Origin of the sequence: Clostridium sp. YIM B02569, assembly GCF_022320765.1 — a bacterium.
Classification (GTDB): Bacteria; Bacillota; Clostridia; order Clostridiales; family Clostridiaceae; genus Clostridium; species Clostridium beijerinckii.
This window is the reverse complement of record NZ_JAKJJX010000025.1, coordinates 1-26084: the sequence shown is the minus strand read 5'-3', so window position 1 is coordinate 26084 and position 26084 is coordinate 1. Positions and strand designations below refer to the sequence as shown.

20 protein-coding genes are annotated in these 26084 nt (G+C 29.6%); 8 read left to right on the top strand and 12 right to left on the bottom strand.

Going from position 1 to position 26084, the window contains the following annotated elements; translation table 11 throughout:
• The first annotated feature begins 82 nt into the window (after positions 1-82).
• The 3 genes from L3B96_RS20375 to L3B96_RS20365 all read left to right on the top strand — a co-directional run bounded on the left by L3B96_RS20375 (position 83) and on the right by L3B96_RS20365 (position 2528).
• Positions 83-1165, top strand: a complete 1083-nt coding sequence (locus L3B96_RS20375; protein WP_238948427.1) for a GIY-YIG nuclease family protein — start codon at positions 83-85, stop codon at positions 1163-1165.
• A 115-nt stretch (positions 1166-1280) separates the two neighbouring features.
• Positions 1281-1811 carry a nitroreductase family protein gene (locus L3B96_RS20370; RefSeq protein WP_238948426.1) on the top strand — a complete coding sequence of 177 codons (531 nt, stop codon included), beginning with the start codon at positions 1281-1283 and terminating at the stop codon, positions 1809-1811.
• A gap of 90 nt (positions 1812-1901) precedes the next feature.
• A complete protein-coding gene (locus L3B96_RS20365; protein ID WP_238948425.1) occupies positions 1902-2528 on the top strand; it encodes a flavodoxin family protein in 627 nt (208 codons plus the stop codon).
• A gap of 222 nt (positions 2529-2750) precedes the next feature.
• Here the strand turns inward: L3B96_RS20365 and L3B96_RS20360 are convergent, their stop codons facing one another.
• Complete coding sequence (locus L3B96_RS20360) at positions 2751-4121, bottom strand: glycoside hydrolase family 1 protein (RefSeq protein WP_238948424.1); 1371 nt, start codon at positions 4119-4121, stop codon at positions 2751-2753.
• Between the two features lie 158 nt (positions 4122-4279).
• On the opposite strand from L3B96_RS20360, the gene L3B96_RS20355 reads away from it, so the two are divergent.
• Positions 4280-4969, top strand: coding sequence for a GntR family transcriptional regulator (locus L3B96_RS20355; protein ID WP_238948423.1), 690 nt, complete (start codon positions 4280-4282; stop codon positions 4967-4969).
• A gap of 226 nt (positions 4970-5195) precedes the next feature.
• On the opposite strand, the gene L3B96_RS20350 is transcribed toward L3B96_RS20355, so the two are convergent.
• From L3B96_RS20350 to L3B96_RS20340, 3 genes are all read right to left on the bottom strand, one after another.
• The gene (locus L3B96_RS20350) at positions 5196-6671 is read right to left on the bottom strand and encodes an amino acid permease (protein ID WP_238948422.1); all 1476 of its coding nucleotides are present in this window, start codon (positions 6669-6671) and stop codon (positions 5196-5198) included.
• A gap of 278 nt (positions 6672-6949) precedes the next feature.
• On the bottom strand, positions 6950-8269 hold the full coding sequence (locus L3B96_RS20345) for an MFS transporter (protein ID WP_077829109.1): 1320 nt from the start codon (positions 8267-8269) through the stop codon (positions 6950-6952).
• Positions 8270-8484: 215 nt separating this feature from the next.
• On the bottom strand, positions 8485-10722 hold the full coding sequence (locus L3B96_RS20340; RefSeq protein WP_012060685.1) for an FAD-dependent oxidoreductase: 2238 nt from the start codon (positions 10720-10722) through the stop codon (positions 8485-8487).
• Positions 10723-11136: 414 nt separating this feature from the next.
• On the opposite strand from L3B96_RS20340, the gene L3B96_RS20335 reads away from it, so the two are divergent.
• A complete protein-coding gene (locus L3B96_RS20335) occupies positions 11137-11919 on the top strand; it encodes an AraC family transcriptional regulator (RefSeq protein WP_238948421.1) in 783 nt (260 codons plus the stop codon).
• 169 nt (positions 11920-12088) lie between these two features.
• On the opposite strand, the gene L3B96_RS20330 is transcribed toward L3B96_RS20335, so the two are convergent.
• Both L3B96_RS20330 and nagE read right to left on the bottom strand, forming a co-directional pair.
• The gene (locus L3B96_RS20330; RefSeq protein WP_238948420.1) at positions 12089-13126 is read right to left on the bottom strand and encodes a nucleoid-associated protein; all 1038 of its coding nucleotides are present in this window, start codon (positions 13124-13126) and stop codon (positions 12089-12091) included.
• 203 nt (positions 13127-13329) lie between these two features.
• Positions 13330-14766, bottom strand: a complete 1437-nt coding sequence (nagE, locus tag L3B96_RS20325; protein ID WP_012060688.1) for an N-acetylglucosamine-specific PTS transporter subunit IIBC — start codon at positions 14764-14766, stop codon at positions 13330-13332.
• 408 nt (positions 14767-15174) lie between these two features.
• Here nagE and L3B96_RS20320 point away from each other — a divergent pair, with 408 nt between their 5' ends.
• Entirely contained in the window at positions 15175-15672 is a 498-nt protein-coding gene (locus L3B96_RS20320; RefSeq protein WP_039769952.1) for a PTS glucose transporter subunit IIA, read from the top strand.
• Between the two features lie 44 nt (positions 15673-15716).
• Here L3B96_RS20320 and L3B96_RS20315 read toward each other — a convergent pair whose 3' ends face one another.
• From L3B96_RS20315 to L3B96_RS20290, 6 genes are all read right to left on the bottom strand, one after another.
• Positions 15717-16571, bottom strand: coding sequence for a PRD domain-containing protein (locus L3B96_RS20315; RefSeq protein ID WP_238948419.1), 855 nt, complete (start codon positions 16569-16571; stop codon positions 15717-15719).
• Positions 16572-17016: 445 nt separating this feature from the next.
• Positions 17017-18294, bottom strand: a complete 1278-nt coding sequence (locus L3B96_RS20310; RefSeq protein WP_238948418.1) for a PTS sugar transporter subunit IIC — start codon at positions 18292-18294, stop codon at positions 17017-17019.
• Positions 18295-18379: 85 nt separating this feature from the next.
• A complete protein-coding gene (locus L3B96_RS20305; RefSeq protein WP_238948417.1) occupies positions 18380-19282 on the bottom strand; it encodes a BadF/BadG/BcrA/BcrD ATPase family protein in 903 nt (300 codons plus the stop codon).
• A 45-nt stretch (positions 19283-19327) separates the two neighbouring features.
• A complete protein-coding gene (locus tag L3B96_RS20300; RefSeq protein WP_012060693.1) occupies positions 19328-19639 on the bottom strand; it encodes a PTS lactose/cellobiose transporter subunit IIA in 312 nt (103 codons plus the stop codon).
• 20 nt (positions 19640-19659) lie between these two features.
• Positions 19660-19971 carry a PTS sugar transporter subunit IIB gene (locus tag L3B96_RS20295; protein WP_012060694.1) on the bottom strand — a complete coding sequence of 104 codons (312 nt, stop codon included), beginning with the start codon at positions 19969-19971 and terminating at the stop codon, positions 19660-19662.
• A gap of 191 nt (positions 19972-20162) precedes the next feature.
• Entirely contained in the window at positions 20163-22913 is a 2751-nt protein-coding gene (locus tag L3B96_RS20290; RefSeq protein WP_238948416.1) for a sigma-54-dependent transcriptional regulator, read from the bottom strand.
• 405 nt (positions 22914-23318) lie between these two features.
• On the opposite strand from L3B96_RS20290, the gene L3B96_RS20285 reads away from it, so the two are divergent.
• Entirely contained in the window at positions 23319-23879 is a 561-nt protein-coding gene (locus L3B96_RS20285; protein WP_012060696.1) for a CYTH domain-containing protein, read from the top strand.
• Positions 23880-24028: 149 nt separating this feature from the next.
• Positions 24029-25990 carry a fructose-1,6-bisphosphatase gene (locus L3B96_RS20280; RefSeq protein ID WP_012060697.1) on the top strand — a complete coding sequence of 654 codons (1962 nt, stop codon included), beginning with the start codon at positions 24029-24031 and terminating at the stop codon, positions 25988-25990.
• Positions 25991-26084 lie beyond the last annotated feature (94 nt).

Below are 26084 nucleotides of genomic sequence, written 5' to 3'. Positions count from 1 at the left end.
ATATAATTATATGAATAATTGATTTTTAATTTAACTAATGATAATTTACTCAACATATATTTTTAGAGGAGATAATATGGATATGGATTTAAAAGAAAAAGTAAAAAAACTCCCTTCTTCACCTGGTGTATATCTTATGAAGGATTCACTGAATAACGTTATTTATGTTGGTAAGTCAAAGAACTTGAAAAGTAGAGTTGGATCATATTTTATAAATTCTAAATCTCATTCTCCTAAAATTCTTAAGTTAGTTCAAAATCTCAAGGATTTTGAGTATAAAATTACTGATACTGAATTTGAGGCCTTTTTGCTTGAATGTGAATTAATAAAGAAAATTAAGCCTGCTTATAATAGGCTAATGAAAAATCCCAAGTCATATTCTTACATAAAAATAGTTCTTAACGAAAAATATCCAAATATTGAAATATCTCATGAATCAAATGAAACGGATGGAAACATTTATTTTGGTCCATATTCAAGAAAAAACATTGTTGAAAAAGGACTTTATGGTATTAAAGAATACTGCAAAATACAATGCAATAATAATCAGCGAAAAACTTCATCCTGTTTTAACTACTCTCTAGGGTTATGTATTGGAATGTGTTTGGATAGTACGCCACGAGAAGAGTATCTTAATATATTAAATAAAATAATAAATCTTCTTAATGGTAATGATAAAATAATTCTCCATGAGATGGAACATATAATGAATAGCGCTTCTGAAAAATTTAATTTTGAAACTGCCGCTAAATATAGGGATTACATAAGCTCAGTAAATTATTTGCTAGAAAAAATTAAAATTATCAAATTTACTAAGAAAAATAGAAATATTGCTTTGCTTGAATATTTAGATAATGACATAGTTAAATTTTTTCTTATTAGAGGAAATAAGATACTCTTTAGTGAAAAATATACTTTAAAAAACTTTGATTTAGAAACATTGAAAAGTATTCTTAAAGATAATATTTTATTTTATTTTAACAATGGAGATGTTCCAATAGAAATTGGAAAAGAAGAAATCGATGAATCTCAAATAATTTACACATATTTAAAAAATAAATCCAATAGCTGCAAACATATTATAATTCCAGAAGAATGGTTAAGCGTTCCAAATAATGGTATAAACATACATAACATCCTTAATAAGTTGTTACCTAGTATATAAAATGATACCTACTAATAAAATTGTGCCTACTTGTTCGTAATTGTACAAGTAGGTATAATTATTATACTAAGTTCATTTAACTAAGTATAATAATTTATAAAAGGAGATTTTAACTATGGAATTAATGAAAGTAATCGCAATGCGTAAATCTACTAGAAGCTATAAATCTGAGCAAATCAGTGATGAATCTTTAAATACTATTATTAATGCTGGCTGTGCAGCACCAGTAGGAATGGGTGCATATAACTCAGTTCATCTAACTGTTATTCAAAATTCCAACTTATTAGATAAAATTACAGCAGTTACTGCAAAAGTATTTGGAAATCCAAATATGAAACCATTTTATGGTGCTCCTACATTAATAATTGTTTCTGGGAAACCAAACGAGAAAGCTCCAGCTGTAGAAGTAGCTAACGCTGCATGTATAGTTGAAAACATGTCTCTTGCTGCTACTGATTTAGGAATCGGTAGTGTCTATTTACTAGGTTTTCTATTTGCTCTTTCTAGTGATAAAGATCTTCTAAAAGAATTAAACTTACCAGAAGGTTTTGTACCAGCAGCTGCATTAGCATTAGGTTATCCAACTGAACCTCTAACAAAAGAAAAAGACTTAAAACAAACTATTCAAATAAACACAATAAAATAATAATTAAGACATAACATAAACTTCAATCCAATAGTGGATTATTAAAAATTCTGTATAAATTTGTTTGATTAATTATAGTGAGGTGTGAAAATGAAAGTATTACTTATTAATGGTAGTCCAAAAGCTAAAGGATGTACCTATACTGCTTTGTGCGAAATAGCTGGTGAATTAGAAAAAGAAAATATTGAAACAGAAATCTTTCACATAGGAAATAAACCTATTAGTGGCTGTATTGGTTGTGGTGGCTGCTATAAAAGTGGTAAAGGTAAATGCGTATTTAGTGATGATATCGTGAATATCGCTTTAGAGAAAGCAAAAGAAGCTGATGGATTTATATTCGGTTCGCCTGTACATTACGCAGCTCCGTCAGGATCAATTACATCTTTTTTGGACCGATTCTTTTATGCTGGAAATTGCTTTGCAAATAAACCTGGTGCTGCAGTTGTAAGCTGCCGTAGGGGCGGAGCTGCTTCAGCTTTTGATCAATTAAATAAATATTTTACTATTTCAAATATGCCGGTTGTTTCATCTCAGTATTGGAATATGGTTCACGGTAATACTCCTGAAGAAGTTAAACAAGATTTAGAAGGAATGCAGACAATGAGAATGCTTGGCAAAAATATGGCATGGCTTCTAAAATCCATAGAAGCTGGTAAAAAAGCAGGTATTTCATTGCCTGAAAGTGAACCTAGAGTTGCAACTAATTTTATTAGATAACTCTATTTTAGAAAAAGGATTTAATAAAAGATATATTTTCTTAACTTTTATTAAATCCATCTTACACTTATCAATTAATTAAATATATATATTGCAATTAAGCTTCTGTACTCTATTTTTAATTTATCGCTTCTCTATTAAAGTTTTAAATATAAACCTACTAAGACAACATATAACTTCTTTAACTATACTATATTTCTAGTTTCTACCTTAATCCCTATCTTATAATTGTTTCCCGTTAGTAGAAATTACATTTTTAAACCAGTCAAAGCTCTTTTTCTTATACCTTTTTAAATCCCTCAAATCTGATTCATCACGATTTACAAATATAAATCCATACCTTTTTTTCATCTCACCTTGTGAACTTAAAATATCAGTACATCCCCAAGTTAAATAGCCTATAACATCTACGCCTTCTTCCATAGCTAATTTCATTTGCTCTATATGTGCTCTCAAATAATCTATTCTATAATCGTCCTCTACGGTTTTATTTTCATTCAATTCTTCTCTAACACCAATTCCATTTTCAGTTACAAAGATTGGCATTTTATATCTTGCATATATCTCTTTTAAAGCTATTCTAAAACCTATAGGATCAATAGCCCATCCCCATTCATTTTTCTTTAATAGTGGATTTGGTGTCATTCCTTTTACTATACTCTCCGTATATTCCGGATCATCTTTTACAGTTGAACTTTGATAATAACTAAATGTCAAATAGTCCACTGTATTTTCTTTTAATAACTCTTCATCTCCGTCTTCGAGTATTGGCTTTATGTCTCTACTTTTCCACCTACTTGTCACATATGTTGGATATTCACCATTAGCAAATACATCAAAATAGAGATCATTAAAGAGCTCTTTTACTTTTAAGTTTGCTAATGCATCCTCAGGTTTACACGTCATTGGATATGTTGTCATATAAGTAACCATTCCGCCCATTTTTCCATCTGGAATTATTTCATGCATCAGTTTAGTTGCTTTAGCATGAGCTATAAACACATTGTGACATACTTGATACGCTAAAGCTTCTTTATTAACATTATTACTTACTTTTACTCCCCACAACTCCATACGCGGAATAACTAAATTTTGCTCATTGAATGTTATCCAGTATTTTACTTTATTTTTGAATCTTTCAAATACTACTCCTACATATTTCTCAAATAAATCTACAACTTTTCTTGATGCAAATCCATTATATTTTTTCGCTAACGCCTCTGGTAAATCAAAATGGTAAAGTGTTATAATTGGCTCTATTCCATTAGCTAATAATTCATCAAATAAATTATTATAAAAACTTATCCCTTCTTCGTTAACTTCACCTTCTCCATCTGGAATAATTCTTGTCCATGAGATACTTGTACGATAACTATTTATTCCTAGCTCCTTAAACAATGCTATATCTTCTTTATATCTATGATAGAAATCAACGGCTACTTCCCAATTAGAAAAACCTTCTTTTATTTCTCTTTTATCTACTATAGAAATTCCTTTTCCCCCTTCATTCCATGCTCCCTCACTTTGAAATGATGTAACCGCACTTCCCCAAAAGAAATTATCAGGAATTATGTTTATATTTTTTTTATTCATAAATTACACTCTCCTCTTATCTTTATACAAAGCATTTAAGGCTTTAATCACATTTTATATTTATTAAATCTAACTTTCATCACCTGTCTATACAACAATTTTTTTGATTATGCTATAATATATTTAAATAATTTTTATCTATTACGAGGTGAGTAAATTTGAAAAGTGATTATATTATTAACGACTTGATTGAAAAAATTACTTCTGGAAAGCTCTTAGTATCATCTCGTATTCCATCTGAAACTCAGCTAGCAATCAAATATCAATGTAATAGGCATACTATAAGAAAAGCAATAGCTCATTTAATTGAAAGGTCATATTTGATTAAATCAATTGATGGCTCAACTTATGTTAATGATATTAATCATTATAATAACAGCATTCTTTTTTTATCCTCTCTTTCTGATTACTACAATTCGGATAATATAAAATCAAATGTTAATGAATTTAAACTTATTGATTCATCTGAGGAACTTAGCAAATTATTGCAGGTAGAAGTAAATTCTCATGTTTGGCTTATAAAAAGAGTTCGTTATATAGAGTCCCATCCTATTCATACAGAAGAGATTTACATGCCATACTCCCTATTTCCAAACCTTAAGACAGAAGATTGTGAATCTAGTTTACTTTCGTATATTGAGTCCCAATATGATTATAAGATTAGTCACGGTATTAGAACTGTGAGCCCTACAAAATTAAATGAATATGAGAGTAATTTATTAGATTTACCCAATGAGTCTGTTGTAATGCAGATTGAAAATATAGGGTATTTGACTAATAGTAGAATATATGAATATTCTATAAGTAAATCTAGAGAAAGTAAGTTTCAATATTATTGTAGGCGATAAAACTAATATTGTATAAATCCGTATTATTAAAAAATTTAGAATAAAAATATCCTTCAAATACTTAATCCCAAAGTTAAGCATTTAAAGGATATCTTTATTTTATTTACTATATATGTTCTAAAAATCTAATTTACTAATATTTATCTTAGACTATCAGATACCATCTCAAATAATTTTGTAAAGAATGAATTATATTATTTAGAAATTATATTTTTTTCATTTTAATCTATTTCTTACTGCATTTTTTACATTGGCTTTTTTGATTATTATTTCGCTTTGATTCGTTGTCATCTGCAACTTCTTCTGAAAATTCTGTCATCAGTTTTGAACGGTTCATTTTATTGCTAACTCTTGCATAGCTATTTTTATTCTTTTCAGTGTTCCTAAAATATTTCATTATCATATAAATTGATGAAAATAGAGCTATCATTATCAATCCTACTATAAGTCCTGGTGCTTGATCAGATATAAGAGGCATACTAAAAATAACAACAATCATACTTATTAGTCCAATCCAAGATGTATACGGAAATCCAGGCATTTGACATTTCCCATCTGGAGGACATCCATTTCTTTTACGGAATCTTATATGCGTTGCCATAATTACTGCGTAAGTAAAAAGTAGCGAAAATCCACTTGCCGTTACTAGAAACAGATATATTCTAGGAAATAGTAATCCAAATCCTAATCCTAAAAGCATTGAAATTCCGGAAAATACTATAGCCTTGTAAGGAATATCACCTTTATCCTTCAAAAACTTAGGAGCATCACCTTCATCTGCAAGTGATCTTAGCATTCTTGCAATCCCAAACATAGAAGCGAGAGATGCAGAAAGTATAGCTGTAATAAGTACTAAATTAATTACATTTCCAGCCCATGTAATTCCCAATCTATCAAGAGCCGCAACCATTGGACTTATATTTTCGCTTAAATCTGCTGTAGGAATTAAAGGAAGTAATGCTATAAGAGAAATTATGTAGAGTGATATAAGACTTACAACTGTATAATTAATTGCTTTTGGTATTGTTTTTCTTGGATCATCAGCTTCTGAGGCTGCTAATCCTATTATTTCAAAACCAGCATAAGCAAATACTACTATAAGCATTCCTCCTGCAATACCTCCTATGCCACTTGACATAAAAGGCTCTCTCATAAGCTCTCCTGCTCCTACCGCTGTTCTTCCCGGAATTATTCCAGTAACAAGTAGAAAAGATATAATTATAAATGAAATTATTGCAAAAAGTTTTATAGCTGAAAGACCACTAGTGAGCTTACTTAATTTATCAGCCCCTAAAAGATTAAGCAAAGTTACACCAACAATAATTATAGTTCCTCCTATAGCTATTGATATATTCGGAATCCATTCATTCAATAAAATTGATATAGCAGTAGCCTCACTAGACATTGAAAGCACCATACCAATCCAGTAAACCCAGCCAACAACAAATCCTGTTCCAGGCCCAAAAGCTTCTGATGCAAAAGTCCTAAAAGATCCTGAATGTGGATTTGCAACAGTCATTTCAGATAAAGCATAAAGTATAAAGTATACTAAAATTCCTCCCAATATATAGGATATCAAAACAGATGGTCCTGCAGCATTAATAGCCACCGCTGAGCCAAGAAAAAACGATCCTCCTATTATGCTTCCCAAAGCCATCATTGTGAGCTGCCAAGCAGATAATCCTTTGTTTTTTTTCTTCATAAATATTCTCCTCCGTACTAAAACACCTAAGAAAGCAAATAAAAGTATTTGCAAATTTCTTAACGATGTACTAAATAACTTCTAGAATATTATTCCTCAAAATTCATATAACATGTACTTTATCTAAATATAAAATTTTATATCTATTATTTTATTTAAAATAAGTTTTAAATATGTAAATTAAATCTATCTAAAAATAAAAGATAAAAGTTAATGCTGGTAACTAGCACTAACTTTTATCTCATCCAAAATTAAATGTAAAACTTAATTATTTAATTCTAATTATTTTCTTCTATTTTTCCTACTATAAATATATATGATAATGCTCCTATTAAAGCTAAAATACCTATCAAAGCTATTGCTGGAGTAAAATTACCTCCTGATACAATAATACCTATCACGATTGGAATTACTATTGATGATAATGCTCCAGTGCAGTTAAATACCCCACCTGCTAATCCAACTAAATTTTTAGGTGCCAATAATGATACAAATATCCAAGTAATAGTTGCTAGCCCATTGCCGAAAAATGCTATAGCCATGAACATTACTATTAATGGAGTGCTATCAACAAAATTTGCTCCAATTATAGTTGTTGTTAATAATAATCCAATAATTATTGGGGTTTTCCTTGCTACTCCCATAGAGACTCCCTTTTTTATAAGTTTATCTGATACAAAACCTGAAACTAAAACTCCACAAAATGCAGCCAAATATGGTACTGATGACACAAAACCTGATTTTATAAAACTTAAATGTCTATATTCTACAAGATATGTTGGAAACCAGGTTAAGAAAAACCAAAATGTTGATGATATAGTGAATTGACCAATATATATTCCTATAAGCTTACGGTTAGAAAACATCATCTTTAAATCACTAAATTTGAATTGAGATTTTTCCTTAGCAGTCGAATTATCTACATCCTCATCTTCTACTATACCTCCACCTTCTTTGATATAATTTAGCTCAGCATTATTTATACGTTTACTTTTACTTGGATCTCTGTATAATGCATACCAAACAATTGACCATGCTATCCCTACAAGTCCTGTAAGTATAAATAAGAATTTCCAACCAAACTTATCCTCTAATATAAATAGTAATGGACTTACAAATGCCAATCCAACAAATTGAGCTGAAGAGTATATTGCAATAGCAGATGCTCTTTCATTTGTAGGAAACCAACTTGATGCCACTTTATTGCTTGCTGGCATAACTGGTGCTTCAAAACATCCTATAGATAAACGTAAACCTAAAAGTGATCCAAATCCACCTACAATACTTTGTAACAATGTAGCTAATGACCATATAAATAAACTACATGCATATACAACACGAGGCTTAAATCTATCAACTAAGTATCCGCTAGGTATTTGCAATGCAGCATATACCCATCCAAACGCTGAAAATATTAATCCCATTTGAACAGTTGATAATTTCAAGTCTTTCGACATATGAGATGCTGCTACAGATATATTTGAACGATCCATATAATTTATTACTATATTTATAAATATTAGAGCTAATACTAAGTATCTTACTCTAGTTGGCTTCTCTTCAGTTAAATTAGTCTTATAATTATTATTTATATTCATACTCTTTATTCCTTCCTATCTTTAAATAAATTATTCTCTATTTAGACGAATTAAAGAAAATAGCAGTTCCAAAATATTATTATTATTTTTAATCCTAATACATAGTAGCTTGCTCTTACCTCTGGCCTTGTGATAATTTTCTGAAACAGTATAGTGGAAAATAAGCTTGTAAGATTGACTTGCTATTTTCTAATTGCGCCTTCTTAAAGCATATCTTAGTATACTCTTACCTCAATTATCTCAGCTTTCCTGCATCCATTTGTTGATTCAATGGTAACTCTAATTTTATTTGCTAAAATCTTACCTATATTTTTAAATATTTCTTTTCGCTTACGATTATTTTTCTTAGATGCAATAACTTCCCATTTGTTATCCTTCCATATGGAAACCTTATAATCTTTTACTAATTCAGGCATTACAGAAAAATCAGTGTAATGATGATGAAGATTTATAAGATCTTCGTTTACATCATCGTTAAATGTAATATGAATTTCGTTAATTTCAATATCATTTTCCCATTCAAGTTGTATCCACTCATCTGTATCTTTAATATCTTCTGATATCCACATATGAGGACCCCCATAAGGTCTTGAGTAACCATCTATAATTTTACTAGGAGAATATGCATTTGTTTCACCATGAATTCTAAAGCAAAATTCTTTTCTAGCCATTTCTTTCATAGACCACTCAACAATTGGATTTATACCAATATAATCATCAAGATTTGTATTTTCTATAGCCTTTTTAGTAAATGAAAGTACACCTGTTAATTGTTCATAAGATAAATGTATTGTAACTTTATCATTAGCCTTTACAACCAAAAATAGATTTCTTGCCACTTCTGATTCCAATACAAAGTCGCTCTTAACCCATTGATTTCTTCCTTTTTCCACTTGTACTTTTTTCTTCTTCAAAAGATTTTTAGGAATATAGTTTTCTGCTCTGCCTGTATCCCAAAGTTCTACTTCCAATGTAGTCTGTTCTAAGCTAGAAATTAGTATTTCTACATCTTCAACTCTGTTTTCTATTGGAAATAAAATTCCTATATCTGTAGTCAACCTATATTCATCGTTAGAATTTACGACTTCAATTTTCTTTAATAATGTAGATGCCATAATAGCTGCTGATCTAGCCTTATCTTTCATGTCCTCATTTTTTATTCCTATAATAGATCCATCTTGTCTTAATAAAATCTGCTGTAATTTCTTTATATGCTTCATATATAAATCCCTAGGAATAATTTTGTCTTCTACACACATTGCTGCCGCTAATCCAACAGCTTCTCCTATTGTAGCGCAAGTTGCCATAACTCTAGTTGCTCCAAAAGCTATATGTGATGCGCTAATATTTCTTCCAGCAAACATCAAATTCGATACGTTTACAGAATATGTGGAACGAAACGGTATATGAAATACTCCATCAGCTTGTATATTTCTCGAGCCACAGCTTTCCTCATATATTCCTTTCTCAGGATGAAGATCTATTGACCAACCACCAAAAGCTATTCTATCATCAAATTCGGTCTGTTCAATAATATCATTTTGATTTAAAACGTAATCTCCTATAAACCTCCTATATTCTCTTTTACCTGGAATTGACCCAACCCACTCTAATGTTAGATTGTCTGCATCATAATTTCCCGAATTTTTTATATAATCCCATATTCCATATACTAGTGTCCATAACTCATCTCTTATTATTTCATTGTCTTTTACTATATCAACTTCTCCGCCTAGTTCTATCCACCAATAGCAGCAACCTGAGTCATTGGATTTTATAACTCTATTCTTTGGAATACTGGTTTTACTTATATCTTTTGCAAAATTAGGTGGAATAAATTTAACTGGATGTCCAGCATCTTTAGTATAAAATAATATAGTACTTCCTAATAAAATTTTATCTTCTTTTTCTGGCGCCAATAATTCATTATATTCATATCTTGATTCTCTCCCTAAATTATATTTAGCACCAGCTAATGCTCCAATAAATCCATCTCCGGAACAATCTAGATATACCTCACTTTCAAATTTTGTCTTAGTTTCTGATCCAATTGTCCACCCTGTCACAGATTTTATTTTATTTTCTTTTTCTCCTTCAATTACATCGATTTCTGACACTTCTGTATTTAAAAATAAAGAAATATTTTTTTCATCTTTTACCTTTTCTAATAGTAGCATGTCCCAAAAATAGGGATTTCCATCTGGATTGCGATACTGATTTTCTAAAAACAATTCTCCCATAATTCCAGTTTCTCTGGCATATCTGTTTACTCCATGTTTTGTTGCTCCACATACCCATACACGAATTTCACTACTAGAATTTCCGCCTAAAATTCCGCGATTTTGTACTAAAGAAACACTTTTACCATTTCTAGCGGCAGAAATAGCTGCACACACACCTGCTAAACCACCACCTATTACGGTTATATCCTTTTTTACATTTTTGTAATTCATAATTCGCTCCCTTTATAGATATATTAATCCTAAATGTCTACATCTATTTAGTGTTTTAATATTTACAATGCATTGTATTATTTTTTCATAATCAGCTTTATAGGAAGACTATAGCTTATCCCACCTCTTACTGATTATATCTTTATAATATATTAGGGTGCTGATTTTTTGAATTCACTAACGTATCATCTGCATATACTTTATTTCATATACTTGATATAACAATTATTATTTACACAAAATATAAACATCTAAAAAAATGAACATCTAGCATTCACATACTCTGCAATCAAAATCTCTATATAAATACAGATATTATCACTTTAATTATTTTTTAAATGTTTACATTTCACTTCTATTTTCTTATAATTCTTCTATGGCATAATCTTCTTAGCTCTTAAAGGAGGCTTATTGATGTTTGATTTAAATAATCTTAACGTAAATATTAATCAACATATTTTTTGGGATAAAAAAGAACATTTTTTATTGGATGAAGACATAGATTCAAACTGGGTACTTTACGCTATTGAAGATGGTGAATGCAGTTACGAAGTTGAATCTCATAAAGGAAAAGGTAAATTTGGTGATATTGTAATTTGCCCACCTGGAATAATTTTCAAAAGGGAGGTCATTACCACTCTTACATTTCACTTCATAAACTTTTCAATAAATTCTGAAGATGATACTTTATCTTTTCCAGTTGGTAAAATATCTGTATCAGATTTAAAAAGACTCAATAATATGTACTACTATTTAAAGCTATATAGTCACAATAACAATATTGAATTAAACCAATGGAAAAGCTCATTGATAAGCGATATTATGAAATTATATTATATAGAAACACAGTATAGCGGCTCCCCAAAAAACTTTGTTCAGGATGAAATTATAAACTATTCATTAAAGTACTTAAATAAATATGCTTATGAATCCATTAAAATCAAAGATTTTTCAGCTTCGCTAGGACTTAGTTCTGTTCAGTTTACTAGACGATTTCACAAGTGTATAGGAACCACTCCTATTGAATATATAACTTCTTTAAGATTAAGAAGAGCTCAAGTATTATTGCTCAGAACCGAAGATACATTAGATTGTATTGCTTCAAAATGCGGATATGATAACGGATTTTATCTTAGTAGGGTCTTTGCCAAGAACTTAGGCATATCACCTTCTGATTACAGAAAAAAATACCGGTAATAAATTCATATAAAATAAAAATCTAATATATTTATATGTGGGTTGCACAATATAAATATATTAGATTCTTAAAAACCTGCTGTGAATCAGCCAGCACAAAGTAAACTATTTAGAGCCTTTACTTTCTCAAATATAAAGCAAATAGCAACAAATCATAGAGCCTAGTTATCTACTTTTCTATATAATTAATCACATTTTTTACTATTAAATTAATAGTTCCATCACCGTTTCTTTGTATCTCAAACTTACTAGGGTCGTGGTATGTCTCTTCATTGATATATAAATCAATTTGTTTATCAATATTAAGTCTGACCCTTTTTAATTTTTTCTCAACCCACGTTTTATCAACAGCAACTTCTTCCTGAAGTCCTTGTTGTTTTATATAAGTTGAAAACTCTTCTTTCGCTTGAGGGTGCTCATTAAATAATTCAGCCGAAAACTCATCTATATTAATAGAATCTTCTTCTTTTAATTTAGTTTTTATTGCAGTCCTAATCTCTTCTGCTCTTCCTGCATCATTTGTAACATTTTCTCTAGTCCAGTTTTCCGCTGCTTTTACAAAAGTTTTGGTCATATCTCTTTCATTTGTAACAATGCTTGCACCTAAGAATGTGTTTATAAAATAATTTGCTCCATACTCATCTTCCTTACTACCTTTTTGCTTATCTAAAATCATTAAGTTATATTTATCCTCTTCTATAATTGGTTTAATAAATGCAGCTTTTTGAATTCTTTGCCCACTTCCTGGAAGTCCTGCTGCTTGAGGTACTATCCCTATACCTATTTTCTGATCTATAAATTGAACTTCATGAGTAAAATTTTTAACATAATCCATCTTAAGTATTCCTATCATTGGACCTTGATCTGTAGTTAGAGACACTATTATTAAATCTCCAGATGGGATATTCACATTTCCTTTCATTATTATGAATAGCTGCCTAGCTAATTCTTTAGATAGTTTAACTAAATTATTGTCTACTCCAGTCAGATAATCCTGGGATACTTCTTTAACTATGTTTCTTTCTGGATTAAACTTTCCATATTTAAGTTCTTCATCCTTAAAACATTTTTCTAAATGTTTATGTAAGAAAAAATATATATCTTCATTTAATTCCAAACTATACTCGTTTAAAATAGGTTCTTCCCCATTACTATCTAATATATGAATAACTGCTTCATTTATATTAATCTCATTTATGTATTCCATATTTTCACCACCAAATAAATTTATACATTAGATATTATAAACTTTAAGTAAATTAAAAAAAAGCCTTAAAGCATACAAAAAAAATGGAAAAGAGTCTGATATAAAACTTAATTTCTTATATCATCAATCTCTTTTCCACATTTTTAAATATTCTTAATTTATTAATCAGATAATTTTCCTAATCTAATTATTGATCTTCAAATTTACTTACATAATTTTTTAAATTCATCTGCTACAAATTGCACCTGTGTTCCTACAACAACTTGTACGCTTGTTTTTCCTGGTCTTATTATTCCAGATACACCTGCTGATTTAATAACTTTTTCATCTACAGCAGCTTGATCTTTAATTTCTAAACGTAATCTAGTTACACAATTATCTATAGATACTACGTTTTCTTTTCCTCCAACACCCTTTAATATTACAGCTGCCACTTGAGTATAATCATTATTCGCAAGTTTTACATTTAGTTCTTCAGCATCATCATCTTCCCTACCAGGTGTCTTTAAATTAAATTTTGTAATTGCAAAACGGAATGTTACATAATAGATTACTGCAAATACTAAACCTATTGGGATTAACATTATTGGATTTTCTGCCATAGGAGCTTTGAAACTTAAGAACCAATCTACAAATCCAGCACTAAAGTTAAATCCAGCTCTTACTGGTAATAATGTACATACAAATGCTGAAATTCCTGTTAATCCAGCATGAAGAACATATAAACCTGGAGCTAAGAACATAAATGCAAATTCTAATGGTTCTGTAACACCTGTGAAGAATGAAGATATTGCTGCTGCTAATAATAAACCATATACCGCTTTCTTCTTCTTATCTTTAGCTGTATGGTACATAGCTAATGCTCCTGCTGGTAATCCAAACATCATTACTGGGAAGAATCCAGTCATATACATACCAGTTACTCCTTGTGTTCCTTTACCTGACCAGAAGTTACCAAGGTCGTTAATTCCAGCTACATCAAACCAGAATACTGAGTTTAATGCATGGTGAAGACCAAATGGTATTAATAATCTATTGAAGAATGCATAAATACCAGATCCAACTGCACCTGTTGATACAATAGCTTCACCAAATGCTACTAATGCACCATAAATAAGAGGCCATGCAAAGAATAATACTATAGATGCAACTATTGAATATGCTGCGGTTACAATTGCGACACATCTTTTTCCACTAAAGAATCCCAATGCATCTGGTAATTTAACACTTTTAAATCTGTTATAACAGGCTGCACCTATTAAACCTGATAAAATACCAATAAATTGTGTTTGAGTTTTAGCGAATGCTGGCGCTACCTCTTTAACATCAATTCCCTTAAACATTGCTACAGCTCCTGTAGATAATAATGTTGTAATCATAAGCCATGAAACAAGTCCTGCAAGTCCTGCTGTACCGTCATTATCATCTGACATTCCTACACCTACACCAATTGCAAACAAAATTCCCATATTGTCAATTAAAGCACTACCTGCTTTTAGCATAAAAGCTGAAGCAATGTTATTTGCTCCCCAGCCTGTAGGGTCAAGCCAATAACCAAGACCCATTAAAATACTTGCAACGGGTAAACAAGCTACTGGAAGCATTAAGGATTTTCCTAATTTTTGTAAATACTTCATCATAATAATATAATTCCCCTTCCATAATAATTAATAAAATTTATTTTAAGGATTGTTATATCCCTAAATGCATTATAATTCTTATGGACATGTATCCTTTTCAGCAAATAAAAAAGCTGAAAAGGATAAATTATATTATCCCTTTCAGCTAATGCCCTGATTTAATCGGTTACACGCCAAAGATCGTATTCTTATACACTCATATTATTCTATTTTTATTCTATAGTCAATACCCTTTTTTATTTTTTTATTGTTGACACTAATTGTATGAAATAATATAATTAGTACATAAATGTGTTACTGTTTAATCAGGCATAAGTTTGCGTAATTCGGAAACTTATGCTTTTTTATTACCAATAAATAACAGAATGAAAGGAAGTGACTGTTCCTGTTTAATCGGGAATATTAAGTATGTTTAATTTTTTTAAGAAGAATTCAAAGGACTCAAATAAAGAAGCAAAATTAGTTGCACCTATAACTGGTAAAACAATAGATTTATCAAAAGTGCCAGATAAAGTTTTTGCAGAAAAAATGGCTGGAGACGGGCTTGCAATAGATACTACTGGAGATATAGTAGTTTCACCTGCTGACGGAACCTTAACATTAGTATTTAATACAAAGCATGCATTTGCAATTACTCTTGATAATGGAGCTGAGTTATTAGTTCATATAGGTATCGATACTGTTTCTTTAAATGGTGAAGGTTTTGAACAATTAGCTAAAGCTGGAACTAAAGTTAAAGCTGGGACTCCAATTATAAAAATAGATAGGGATTTTATTTTAGGAAAAGGTTTTTCTTTGATCACCCCAGTCCTTGTTACAAACATGGATATAATCAAGGATTTAAATTCAAATATTGATAAAGAAGTTGTTGCTGGAGAAGATGAAGTAATTACTTTTACTTTATAAAAAAAATGGCTAACATGTTTTTATTAATATGTTAGCCATTTTAATTAGAGTTTTATTGTAGCTTTTCTAAATCTCTCTATATGCATTGCTAGATATGCTATTTCATCATCTGAAACTTTCTTTTCTAGCTTTAAAACTAATATTTTTGCTACACCCTTAGATACTTTATATGATAATTTATATTTTGATTTTATTTCTTTTATAAAGTCATTTTCAATAGATATGTCATTTAAAATTCTTTTAATTGCAAATCTCAAATGTGTTAGAAATCTGGCATAGTCTAACGATGTTTTGTCTATTTTTATTTCAGTTTTTGCTTCTACGTATTCAATTACTGAGTTTATCAAATGTGTATTCTTTATAGTATTGGATAGTTTACCTGAATTTCTAGCAGAATGGATATGTAATGCTATGAATCCAATCTCTCCTTCTGGAATTCTTACCTTTTTTTCATTTTGTAAAACTTCCGCAACTTTTTCTGCTAACGAATATTCTTGTGGATATAATGCTCTAATTTCCATAAGAAATGGATTTTCTATTTCTTCTTTATCCGAAAGCCTTTTCACTGCAAAATTCAAATGATCTACTAATGCGACGTGTATTCTCTCATCCAAATTTTCTTTCAATTCATTTGCGACATATGATATCATCTTTTCGCATAGCACAAAAAATTCTTCATCAACGTTTTCAATTACTTGTTTAAAGTTTCTTAAGTTATCCTCATCTTCAATAACAAATATCTTTTCAACCTCAGTACCCTTTTCAATGGCATCTCCAGACTTTCTACCGAATCCAATTCCCTTTGCAAAAAGTATTCTTTCCTTTCCATTCATGTTTACGGAAACTATATTGTTGTTATAAGATTTTATTATAGTTGCTGGATCAATAATTTTACTCATATGACCACCCTTTTTATTATTTATAGAACTTTCTAATCTTTAGCAAATCACTTATCATCTAAATTAATACATTATTTAGAAAATATAAATGACCTTATTAATCTTATAAAACGATTCTATCATTAACCTTATTATTTAAATACCTTACTTATCCTTAGCCGTTAGTATCTATTATGATTCTTTTAAACCATATAAATCTAATATATTAATAATAGCTTAATATATTATTTATTGTAAAGCACAGATTTAAGAAATCTTAATATATAAATAGAAAGCAGATTCCTAAGAATCTGCTACATTTCATAACTCACAAATGTAATAAATGGACTAATATAAATATATTAATTAAAATTCCATTTATTACTCAATATTCAATATAGAGTATTAATAATATTCTACTAAGAGACATTATTAATAACTATCCTAGAATCCTTTATTAAAATTCCTATTTTACATTTTCTTTTCTTAATTCTTGCCTTCCAGCAACATATACAAATGGAAGATATATTAATATACTTACAATTAGACAAATAAGAGCTGTAACTCCACCCATGATTGAGTTTGTAGATATAATTGCTCCCAAAATTGGCGGTGTTGTCCATGTTGCCATTATTGCTACCTTTGGAACAAACCCAATGACTGTTAATATATATGCTATGGTTAATGAGGCTATAGGAGATAATATAAACGGAATAAAATAGATCGGATTTAAAACTATTGGTGCACCATATATTACTGGTTCATTTATATTAAATATTCCTGGTGCTATACCTAAATTTGCAATGGCCCTTTGTTGTGCACCTGCTTTTCTACCTAATACATATATTGCAATTAATAAAGCTATTGAAGTTCCTGCTCCTCCCATATTTACATATGAATCTAAGAATTGACTATTTAATATATTTTCTGGCTGTAATCCATTTGTTATTGCTTCTGTATTAGCTAAAAGTAATGGAAGTAATAATGCATTTATTACTGGTGCTAGTATATTTGAACCATGTAAACCAAAAAACCATAATACATGTACCAATAATACTATTACAAATACTCCTAAAAAGCTTCCTGCAATTAATTGTAATGGTTTCTGTAGAGTAAAGAATAATGCCTGATGTATATCTGGTACACTCATAACTATAAATAATTCCTTAATTCCCGCTGCTAATGCTAAAATTATTATTGTTGGTAACAATGCTGCAAATGATTTCGAAACTGCTGGTGGTACTCCACTAGGCATTTTTATTACTAATTTAGGATTGCCGATTAACTTTACGAAAATCTCTGTAGATACTAATGATACTATCAATGAAATAAATAAACCTTGTGCCCCTAAAAAAGTTAATGGAAATGCTCCTCCATCTGGTGTCGTTGCATATAGGATCATCGATGCCGCAACTGATACTATTCCAGCTCCTAAGCCATCCTTATCATACGATCTTGCTAAATGATATGATATCGTAAATACAACTAATATTGACATAATTGCATAAGAACCATTCCATATAGATCCTCCCCAGCTTTTCCAACCTGCTGGCAATAGCCAATCCATGAAATTTTGATACCATTGAAATCCTATATTATTGAACAATACTGCAAATGCACCAGCCATTATAATAGGTGTTATTGTAGCAAATCCGTCACGTATAGCTACTAAATGTCTTTGCGAACCAATCTTAAATGCAATTGGAACAAAGTGCTCCTCCATCCATTCAAAAAATTTATTCATAATTATTTCCTCCCCATATCTAAGATTTATTTGAAATAAAGTCAAAACTCATCCATGGCTCTATATAGTCTAGTATAATATTTTCCTAAACATTACTTTCTCTCTTCGCTTTATTAATATAATAAGCACCAATTGTAGGTGAAATTTCATCATCTACTATATACTCAATAACTATATTTTCTCTTAGGTACTTTTCAAAAGATTTCCTTAATATCTTTGCTTTTCTTATAACCCCACCAACCAAGGCAATAGAGCAGCTTTCAAATTTTAATTTTCTATACACATTTATAACAGTCTTAGCCAAATCTACGCCTTCATTAACCAATATTTCTTCAGCTATCTTATTTCCTTCCTCGCCCAATATTGAAACTACTTCTGCCAAAGATGCTATCTCGTCCTTAGTAGAGGAATATACAAAAGTTACTACTTCGCCTATTGATTTAGCACCTAACCTTTTCATAATTCTCGTAGTTAATTCTGATTTGGGTAAAGAATTTTCTTCTTCAAATATCATTCTTTTTATAGCATCAATTGATATTTTATATCCACTCCCTTCATCTCCTAATAAGTTGCCCCATCCCCCACACCTTACACTTGAATTATTTTTAACTCCAAATGCTATCGATCCAGTCCCTGCTATTGTCAATATTCCATCATTCCCCCTTAACATAGCTTTTAGGGCTATTTCAGCATCGTTCATAAGTACACAGTCAGTCTTAAGTTCATTTTTTATTGTATCTTTTATAATTTTTGCATTATCTCCGACTTCCGATCCTGCAATGCCAAGATATAAACCTACAAGTTCGTCTTCTTTAAGAACATCCATTATTTCTCTTATTGAATCTACTATATTATTTAGTGCTTTTTCTCTATTATTTAGCAAATTTGCGAATCCTTTTACAGAAGTAACTATAATATTTCCTTGAAAGTCATAAGCTACTGCTTCTGTTTTTGTTCCTCCACCATCGACACCTATGATGTATTTCATACTATCACTACCTTTTCCTTAACTTTAAGTAAATAAATAATTAGACTAACATATATTGTTATTAAATTTTTCATGTATTTCTATAATTTCAACTGCCATAGACTTTAATGTCATACTAGTCATAAAGTGATCCTGAGCATGAATCATAAGTAAAGAAACTTCTGTTTTTTCTCCTCGTGCTTCCTTTTGTATTAAATATGTTTGAACATTATGTGCTTTTAATAATTCTGCTTCTGCTTGTTCAATTAATTTTCTTGCTCCATCTATATTCCCACTTTTAGCGCATTGAATAGCTTCCATTGAATAACTTCTAACTTCTCCGCTATGCACTATAAGATTCATTATTGTTTCTTCCACAATGTTTCTCTCCTTTTCAATTATTTATTTTTTATAAGATCTAGAGCTCTTTCTAAGACTTTTTCTCCATTCATTGTTCCATAATCAACTGTATTAATTACTTCTACGGATATATTCTTATCCGATAAATTAGCTTTAAATTTTGATAATAAAAATCTAACTTGAGGCCCCAGTAACAAAACATCTATCTTACCTATATATTCTTTAACATCTGCCTCTCCTACAGCTTTTATATTACATTCAATCCCTTTTTCTTCAGCTGCCTTTTCCATTTTCGAAACTAATAAACTTGTGGACATTCCGGCTGAACAAACTAATAATATATTCTTCATTTTTAACCTCTCCTTGAATATTTTTATTTACTAGCACTCATCTATTACACTATTATATAAAGCAAGTTTTATACCAATATTATATTTATACACAAATAAATATAAATCATCTCATAGTCACACAATTCATGAATCAAAGTGTGCAACAAAAAAAAATAGTGTGTAATTTAACTTACACACTGCTTTGGCTATTACACAGTAATTATATTTTCCTTAACAATTCTCACTATATAAGCTATTTCATTATCTCCTATATTTATATTATATACACGCTCCAAGTCCTTTAAAATTTTCTTAATCAATGAAAATTCACTATTATGCATATGCCGATAATTTTCTAAATCTTTGAATTTTAATTCTTGACCACCATGCTTTAATTTATCTATAAGAAAAGTGATATGAATTAAAATTCCTATCTGTGCATCATGCTGAATTCTCACTTTTAAATTTTCTTCTATTTTTCTTATTACATCTCTAATATCTGAAAATACCTTTATTGAATTTAATTCATTTAATTGACTACTCAATGCTTTTCTGACTTTTAAAAAGTCATACTCGATGTCAATTAAATTCTCCAAATAATTTATTCCCTCACTCAAAAAAACATCTTGTGCTGATATAAACGGAACATCTTCAATAACTATCTTTATAGTTCCTACAACTGCTAATATTATAAACTTCTCTTTTAACCTATTTACTTTTCTAAAAAACTCTTCCCTATCAGAAATATTAAGCGGTATAATTTTTACTTTTTCTATATTCTTTAAATTATTACTTATTCTTATTTTTATTCTTTCTGCTGCTCCTTCGCCTGTAAAGCATGTAGTTATTATAACTAGTTCTTTATTGTATTTATTGTCTTCCTTAGAAACTTGCATAGAGGACTTTCCAATATCTCTGCATAAATTATATATTGAATCCAAGCTTCTCCCATTAAAAGCTTTACTTCCTGCCTCTATAACAGTTAATGTTGTAACCATATCTATGGTTTTAATTTTTATTTCTAATTCATTACTAATTATACCTCCAAAATTAACCAATGACCCCATATCAACAAGTAACAACATCCCTTTTTCATTATATATTTCTTTAACTTTTTTCTTAGCTTTCTCTAGCATATCCTCCGCCTTCATAGTTAGTGGCATATCTAGAGCTTGCACATATTCTTCTCCTATTAAAGAATTAGCTACCTCAGCCATGCTGCTAGCTGTACTTGTTCCATGCATCATTACTAGAACTCTCACCTTTTTCTCTAATTGTTCACTATTTTCATCATTACATGCAGCCAAAAACATAGTTATATAGCCTATTTCATCTAATGGGATATCTATATGAAATTCTTTTTCTGCAATTTTTATAATATCCATGGCCACAGCAAATTCTTCTCTATTTTCCACCCTTATAATATTAAGCTTAGGATGATATATCTTTTTTCCTGAATTAATCCTTTCGATGCTTCCCTGTAAATGAAGTGCTAACCCAAAATAAACTTTCTGGTCAAAATCCCTATTTAACTTTTCAGATGCTATACTCAACATTTTTTCTGCAACCGTAGCTACTTTAATGTTTACAATTTTGGCAATCTCATCTTTTTTAACATTTGTTGTGATATTACTAATATATCTTCTAAAATATTTTTCCAAATCAATATTTAGAATATCATTTATTTCTGTCTCATTAATTCCTCGTGCCTTTAAGTTTTCCATCTTATTTTCTATTATCGAATAAAAACTTTTATTTTCCGAGCCTTCTATTTGATTTTCATGAAATTCAATATTTTTTAGTATACTATCTTCACTTGAAAATCTTAAAATATCAGCCATATCTTGAGATAAATTCTCTATTTCTTTTCTGCATTCTCTAATTCTCATTATTCCTTTTTGAATTCTAGGTTGCAGATCACTTTTATCTACCAAAATATAATTATTTTTCTTAATCTTATAATTTAAAAATGCTTTAGCACAAGCTAATTGTATATCACTTTTTAATTGCCCTATATTATTAGGACAATCATATAGTAAAAATGAAATAATCGCATTTTTACTAATATATATGCTCTTTCCTATTCTTATAGATTCTTCTGTTATGAACTCGTTTAAAAGAAGATATCTTTCCTCTAATTTTCTTTCTCTTAATGTCGGTAATACAATCACCATTGGAATCCTTCTAGTAAATGTTTTCAGAAGATATGACTGTGGATTCTCCGTAGTAGCTGCTATAATCTGCACTTCAGATTTCACCTTTTTCTCAGTATCTCCAAGCTGCCTAAAATATCCCTTATCTATAAAAGTAAATAACATTTCTTGCCCCTGCGGTGATAACCTGTGTACTTCATCCAAAAAGAATATTCCTCCATCAGCTTTTTTTAACAAACCTTCTCTATCAGTATCTGCTCCTGTAAATGCACCTCTTCTTACTCCAAATATTTGTGCCACAACCAACTGAGGATTATCTGAGTAATCGGCACAATTAAACCTAATAAAGGGAGCCTCAGAAGCTATTATTTTAGAGTCTTTAGCAAAGTTGTACATTGCTTCTGCAAATAATGATTTTCCTACACCAGTTTCACCCAAAATAAGAGTATGTAGGCCTCTAGGAGGATATAATATTGCAGCTTTCGCTTGCTGTACAGGTAATTTAAGTGACTGATTTGAACCTATGAGCATTTCAAGGCTATCTATATTTTTCACGATTATGTCCGATTTATTTTTAATTGAATTCATTTCATTCTTGTAACTTTTGATACTACTATATATAACTGGTCGTCCTTCTTTTTTATTTATCCTTTTTTCCTTATATAATTGGTTTAAATACCTACTTATATTTGTTCGGTCTATTCCTATATAAAATCCCAGTTCATCTGCTGTTATTCCTCTTACTTTGATCTTTTCAAGCTCAATAAGACTCTTTATTACTTCTTCCTTTCTAGGTAATCCTTTCATTTAATATTATCCCCCACTCATAAGTAGTCCACATTAAAAACATAGAATTTGTCCTTATAACTTTTAACCTACTATATAAATGCACCTATATATATTGTCCCATGTTTTTCGCTTTCTAAGATACATTTGAAATTTTCCTTTGAATTCTTCTACATAAATCTTTGTGAAAATATAACTGGATACTACCAGTTTTGAATTCATTATATAATAATATTTTTATTTCTTGCAACCATATTCTTCATATTATTATAATTGTTTAGATAATTCTGACTCTACTATAAATATGCCATATAAATCAATTTTACTAGCACAACTTTTAAAATTGCTATATTATATTATTATATAAAAATAAATATCTACTCTTTTTAAGTATTATTTATTAACTTTAACTAAGGAGGCTATTCTATGCAAGAGTTAGAAACCAGGATCGTTGATATTGATGTTGAAAATATAAGGAAAATTTTATTATCAAATGGTGCTGAAAAAGTTAAAATGGAAGATCAAGTAAATGATATATATGATTTTGAAGATGGACGTCTTTTAGATAAGAAAGGATATGCTAGAATAAGAACTATAAATGATATGATTAATAATAAAATCGTGTATTTTATGACTACCAAAAAAATGCTATCCCAGGGCAGATTTAAAGTCATGGAAGAAAATGAAGTTATAATTGATAACAAAACTATGGGAGAAGGTATATTTAAATCTCTTGGATTAGTTCTGAAAGAATCTAATAAAAAATATAGAGAAAGCTATAAATTACTTGATTGCTTAATTGAAATTGATATTAATGACAAGAGTTTTTGTCCCTTCCCATATTTAGAAATTGAAACTACATCGGAAGAAAAATTGGAAACAGTAGTGAAGTTACTTGGATATACATTAGAAGATACAACCTCTCAAACAATATACGATATATTATCTGAAAGAGGATTGCTTAATAATGTCCCTAAAGGAATATAATTAAGTTTTTATTCCATTAACTGTAAATCTACTATGGAATTATAAGTTTATATAATGTAAAATATACATAGAGATAGGTATACTTTTAAAATGAAATTTGTTTAGTTTACTTTTAAACTAAACTTTTTTTCTTATAAAAGGAGGATGTCATGGAAAAATATGATGACATAAAATATTTAAGTCTGCTTGCTAAGCAATATCCTACTATTGCAGCGGCATCAACTGAAATAATTAATTTAGAAGCTATTTTAAATTTACCTAAAGGTACAGAACATTTTTTAGCTGACCTTCATGGTGAGTATGAGCCTTTTGTTCATGTATTAAAAAATGGTTCAGGGGCTATAAAGAGAAAAATTCAAGAGGTATTTGAAAATTCTTTAATGGACTGTGAAAAAAGAAGTTTAACCACACTTGTATACTATCCTGAACAAAAATTAGAGATTGTTCTAAGAGAAGAAAAAGATATAAATGATTGGTATAAAATTAATCTGTATAGGTTGATTGAATTATGCAGACATGTATCTTCTAAATATACAAGATCTAAAGTAAGAAAAGCGCTACCTCCAGATTTTAGCTACATTATAGAAGAATTATTACATGAAGAATCTGATAATAATGATAAACAGGGTTATTATGATGGGATAATAAATACTATTATCGAAATTGAACGAGCCCAAGAGTTCATAGTGGCTCTATCTAAATTAATACAACGACTAGTAATAGATAGATTACACATAATCGGAGATATATTTGATAGAGGTCCTAGACCAGATATAATCCTCGATACCCTTATAAATTATCATTCTGTTGATATACAATGGGGTAACCATGATATATTGTGGATGGGTGCTGCCTCAGGTAATACTACATGTATAGCAAATGTTTTAAGAATAGCAGCTAGATATTCTAATCTAGACGTCATCGAAGATATTTACGGTATAAATTTATTACCTCTTGCAACTTTTGCACTTAAGCACTATAAAAATGATAATTGCATAGCTTTCGTTCCTAAAAACACAGATGAAACATTATATGGAGCCTCTGAAATTGAGCTTATTTCTAAAATGCATAAAGCCATAACAATTATTCAATTTAAACTTGAATATGAAATTATAAAAAGAAGACCTGAATTTAATATGGATCATAGATTACTTTTAGATAAGATAAATTATAGTGATGGCACCATAACTTTAAACAATATAACTTATGAGCTTTGCGACAAAAGTTTCCCTACAATCAATATTAATAATCCTTTTGAACTTACGAGTGATGAAAAAAAATTGGTTTCTAAGCTTCAAATTTCATTTATAAATAGCGATAAATTGCAAAAGCACGTTCTATTTTTATTTAATAAAGGAAGACTATATTTAACTTATAATTCTAATCTTTTATTTCACGGCTGTATTCCTTTAAATAAAGATAAAACTTTTAAAAGTATGACTATTCATGGTGAAGAGTATAAAGGAAAAAAACTTCTAGATAAATTTGATTCTTTAGCTAGAGAAGGTTATTTCAGTACTAGAGGCAGTGCTGAAAAATTATATGGTATTGATATAATGTGGTATTTATGGACTGGAGCCTGTTCTTCTCTTTTTGGAAAAGAAGATATGACAACTTTTGAAAGATACTTTATAAAAGACAAAAGTACACATAAAGAAAAGAAAAATCCCTACTACAATTTTAGGGATTCTGAAGAAATGTGTAATATGATTTTTGAAGAATTTGGATTAGATCCAGCTGAATCACGAATAATAAATGGACATGTTCCAGTTAAAAATAAATTTGGAGAAAACCCAATAAAGTGTAATGGAAAACTGATAGTTATAGATGGTGGCTTTGCTAAAGCTTATAGAAGTCAAACTGGCCTCGCAGGATACACATTGACTTATAATTCCTATGGACTTCAGCTAATATCTCATCAACCTTTCAAATCAATTGAAGATGCATTTAGTAAAGAAACGGATATATTATCTTCAACACAAATAGTAGAAAAACTAGACAGAAAAAAAGTTGGTGATACAGACATAGGAAAGGAGCTTAAAAATCAAATTAAAGATTTGAAATTATTGCTCAAAGCCTATAGAAAAGGATTAATAAACGAGGTAAGATAGCAGCCATTATCTTACCTAAAATGAGTCTGTCAAGACTTTCGTGTAAACTTCAAAAAGTAATATGTTTATTTTATAAGGTTGGAGGTAGAATAAA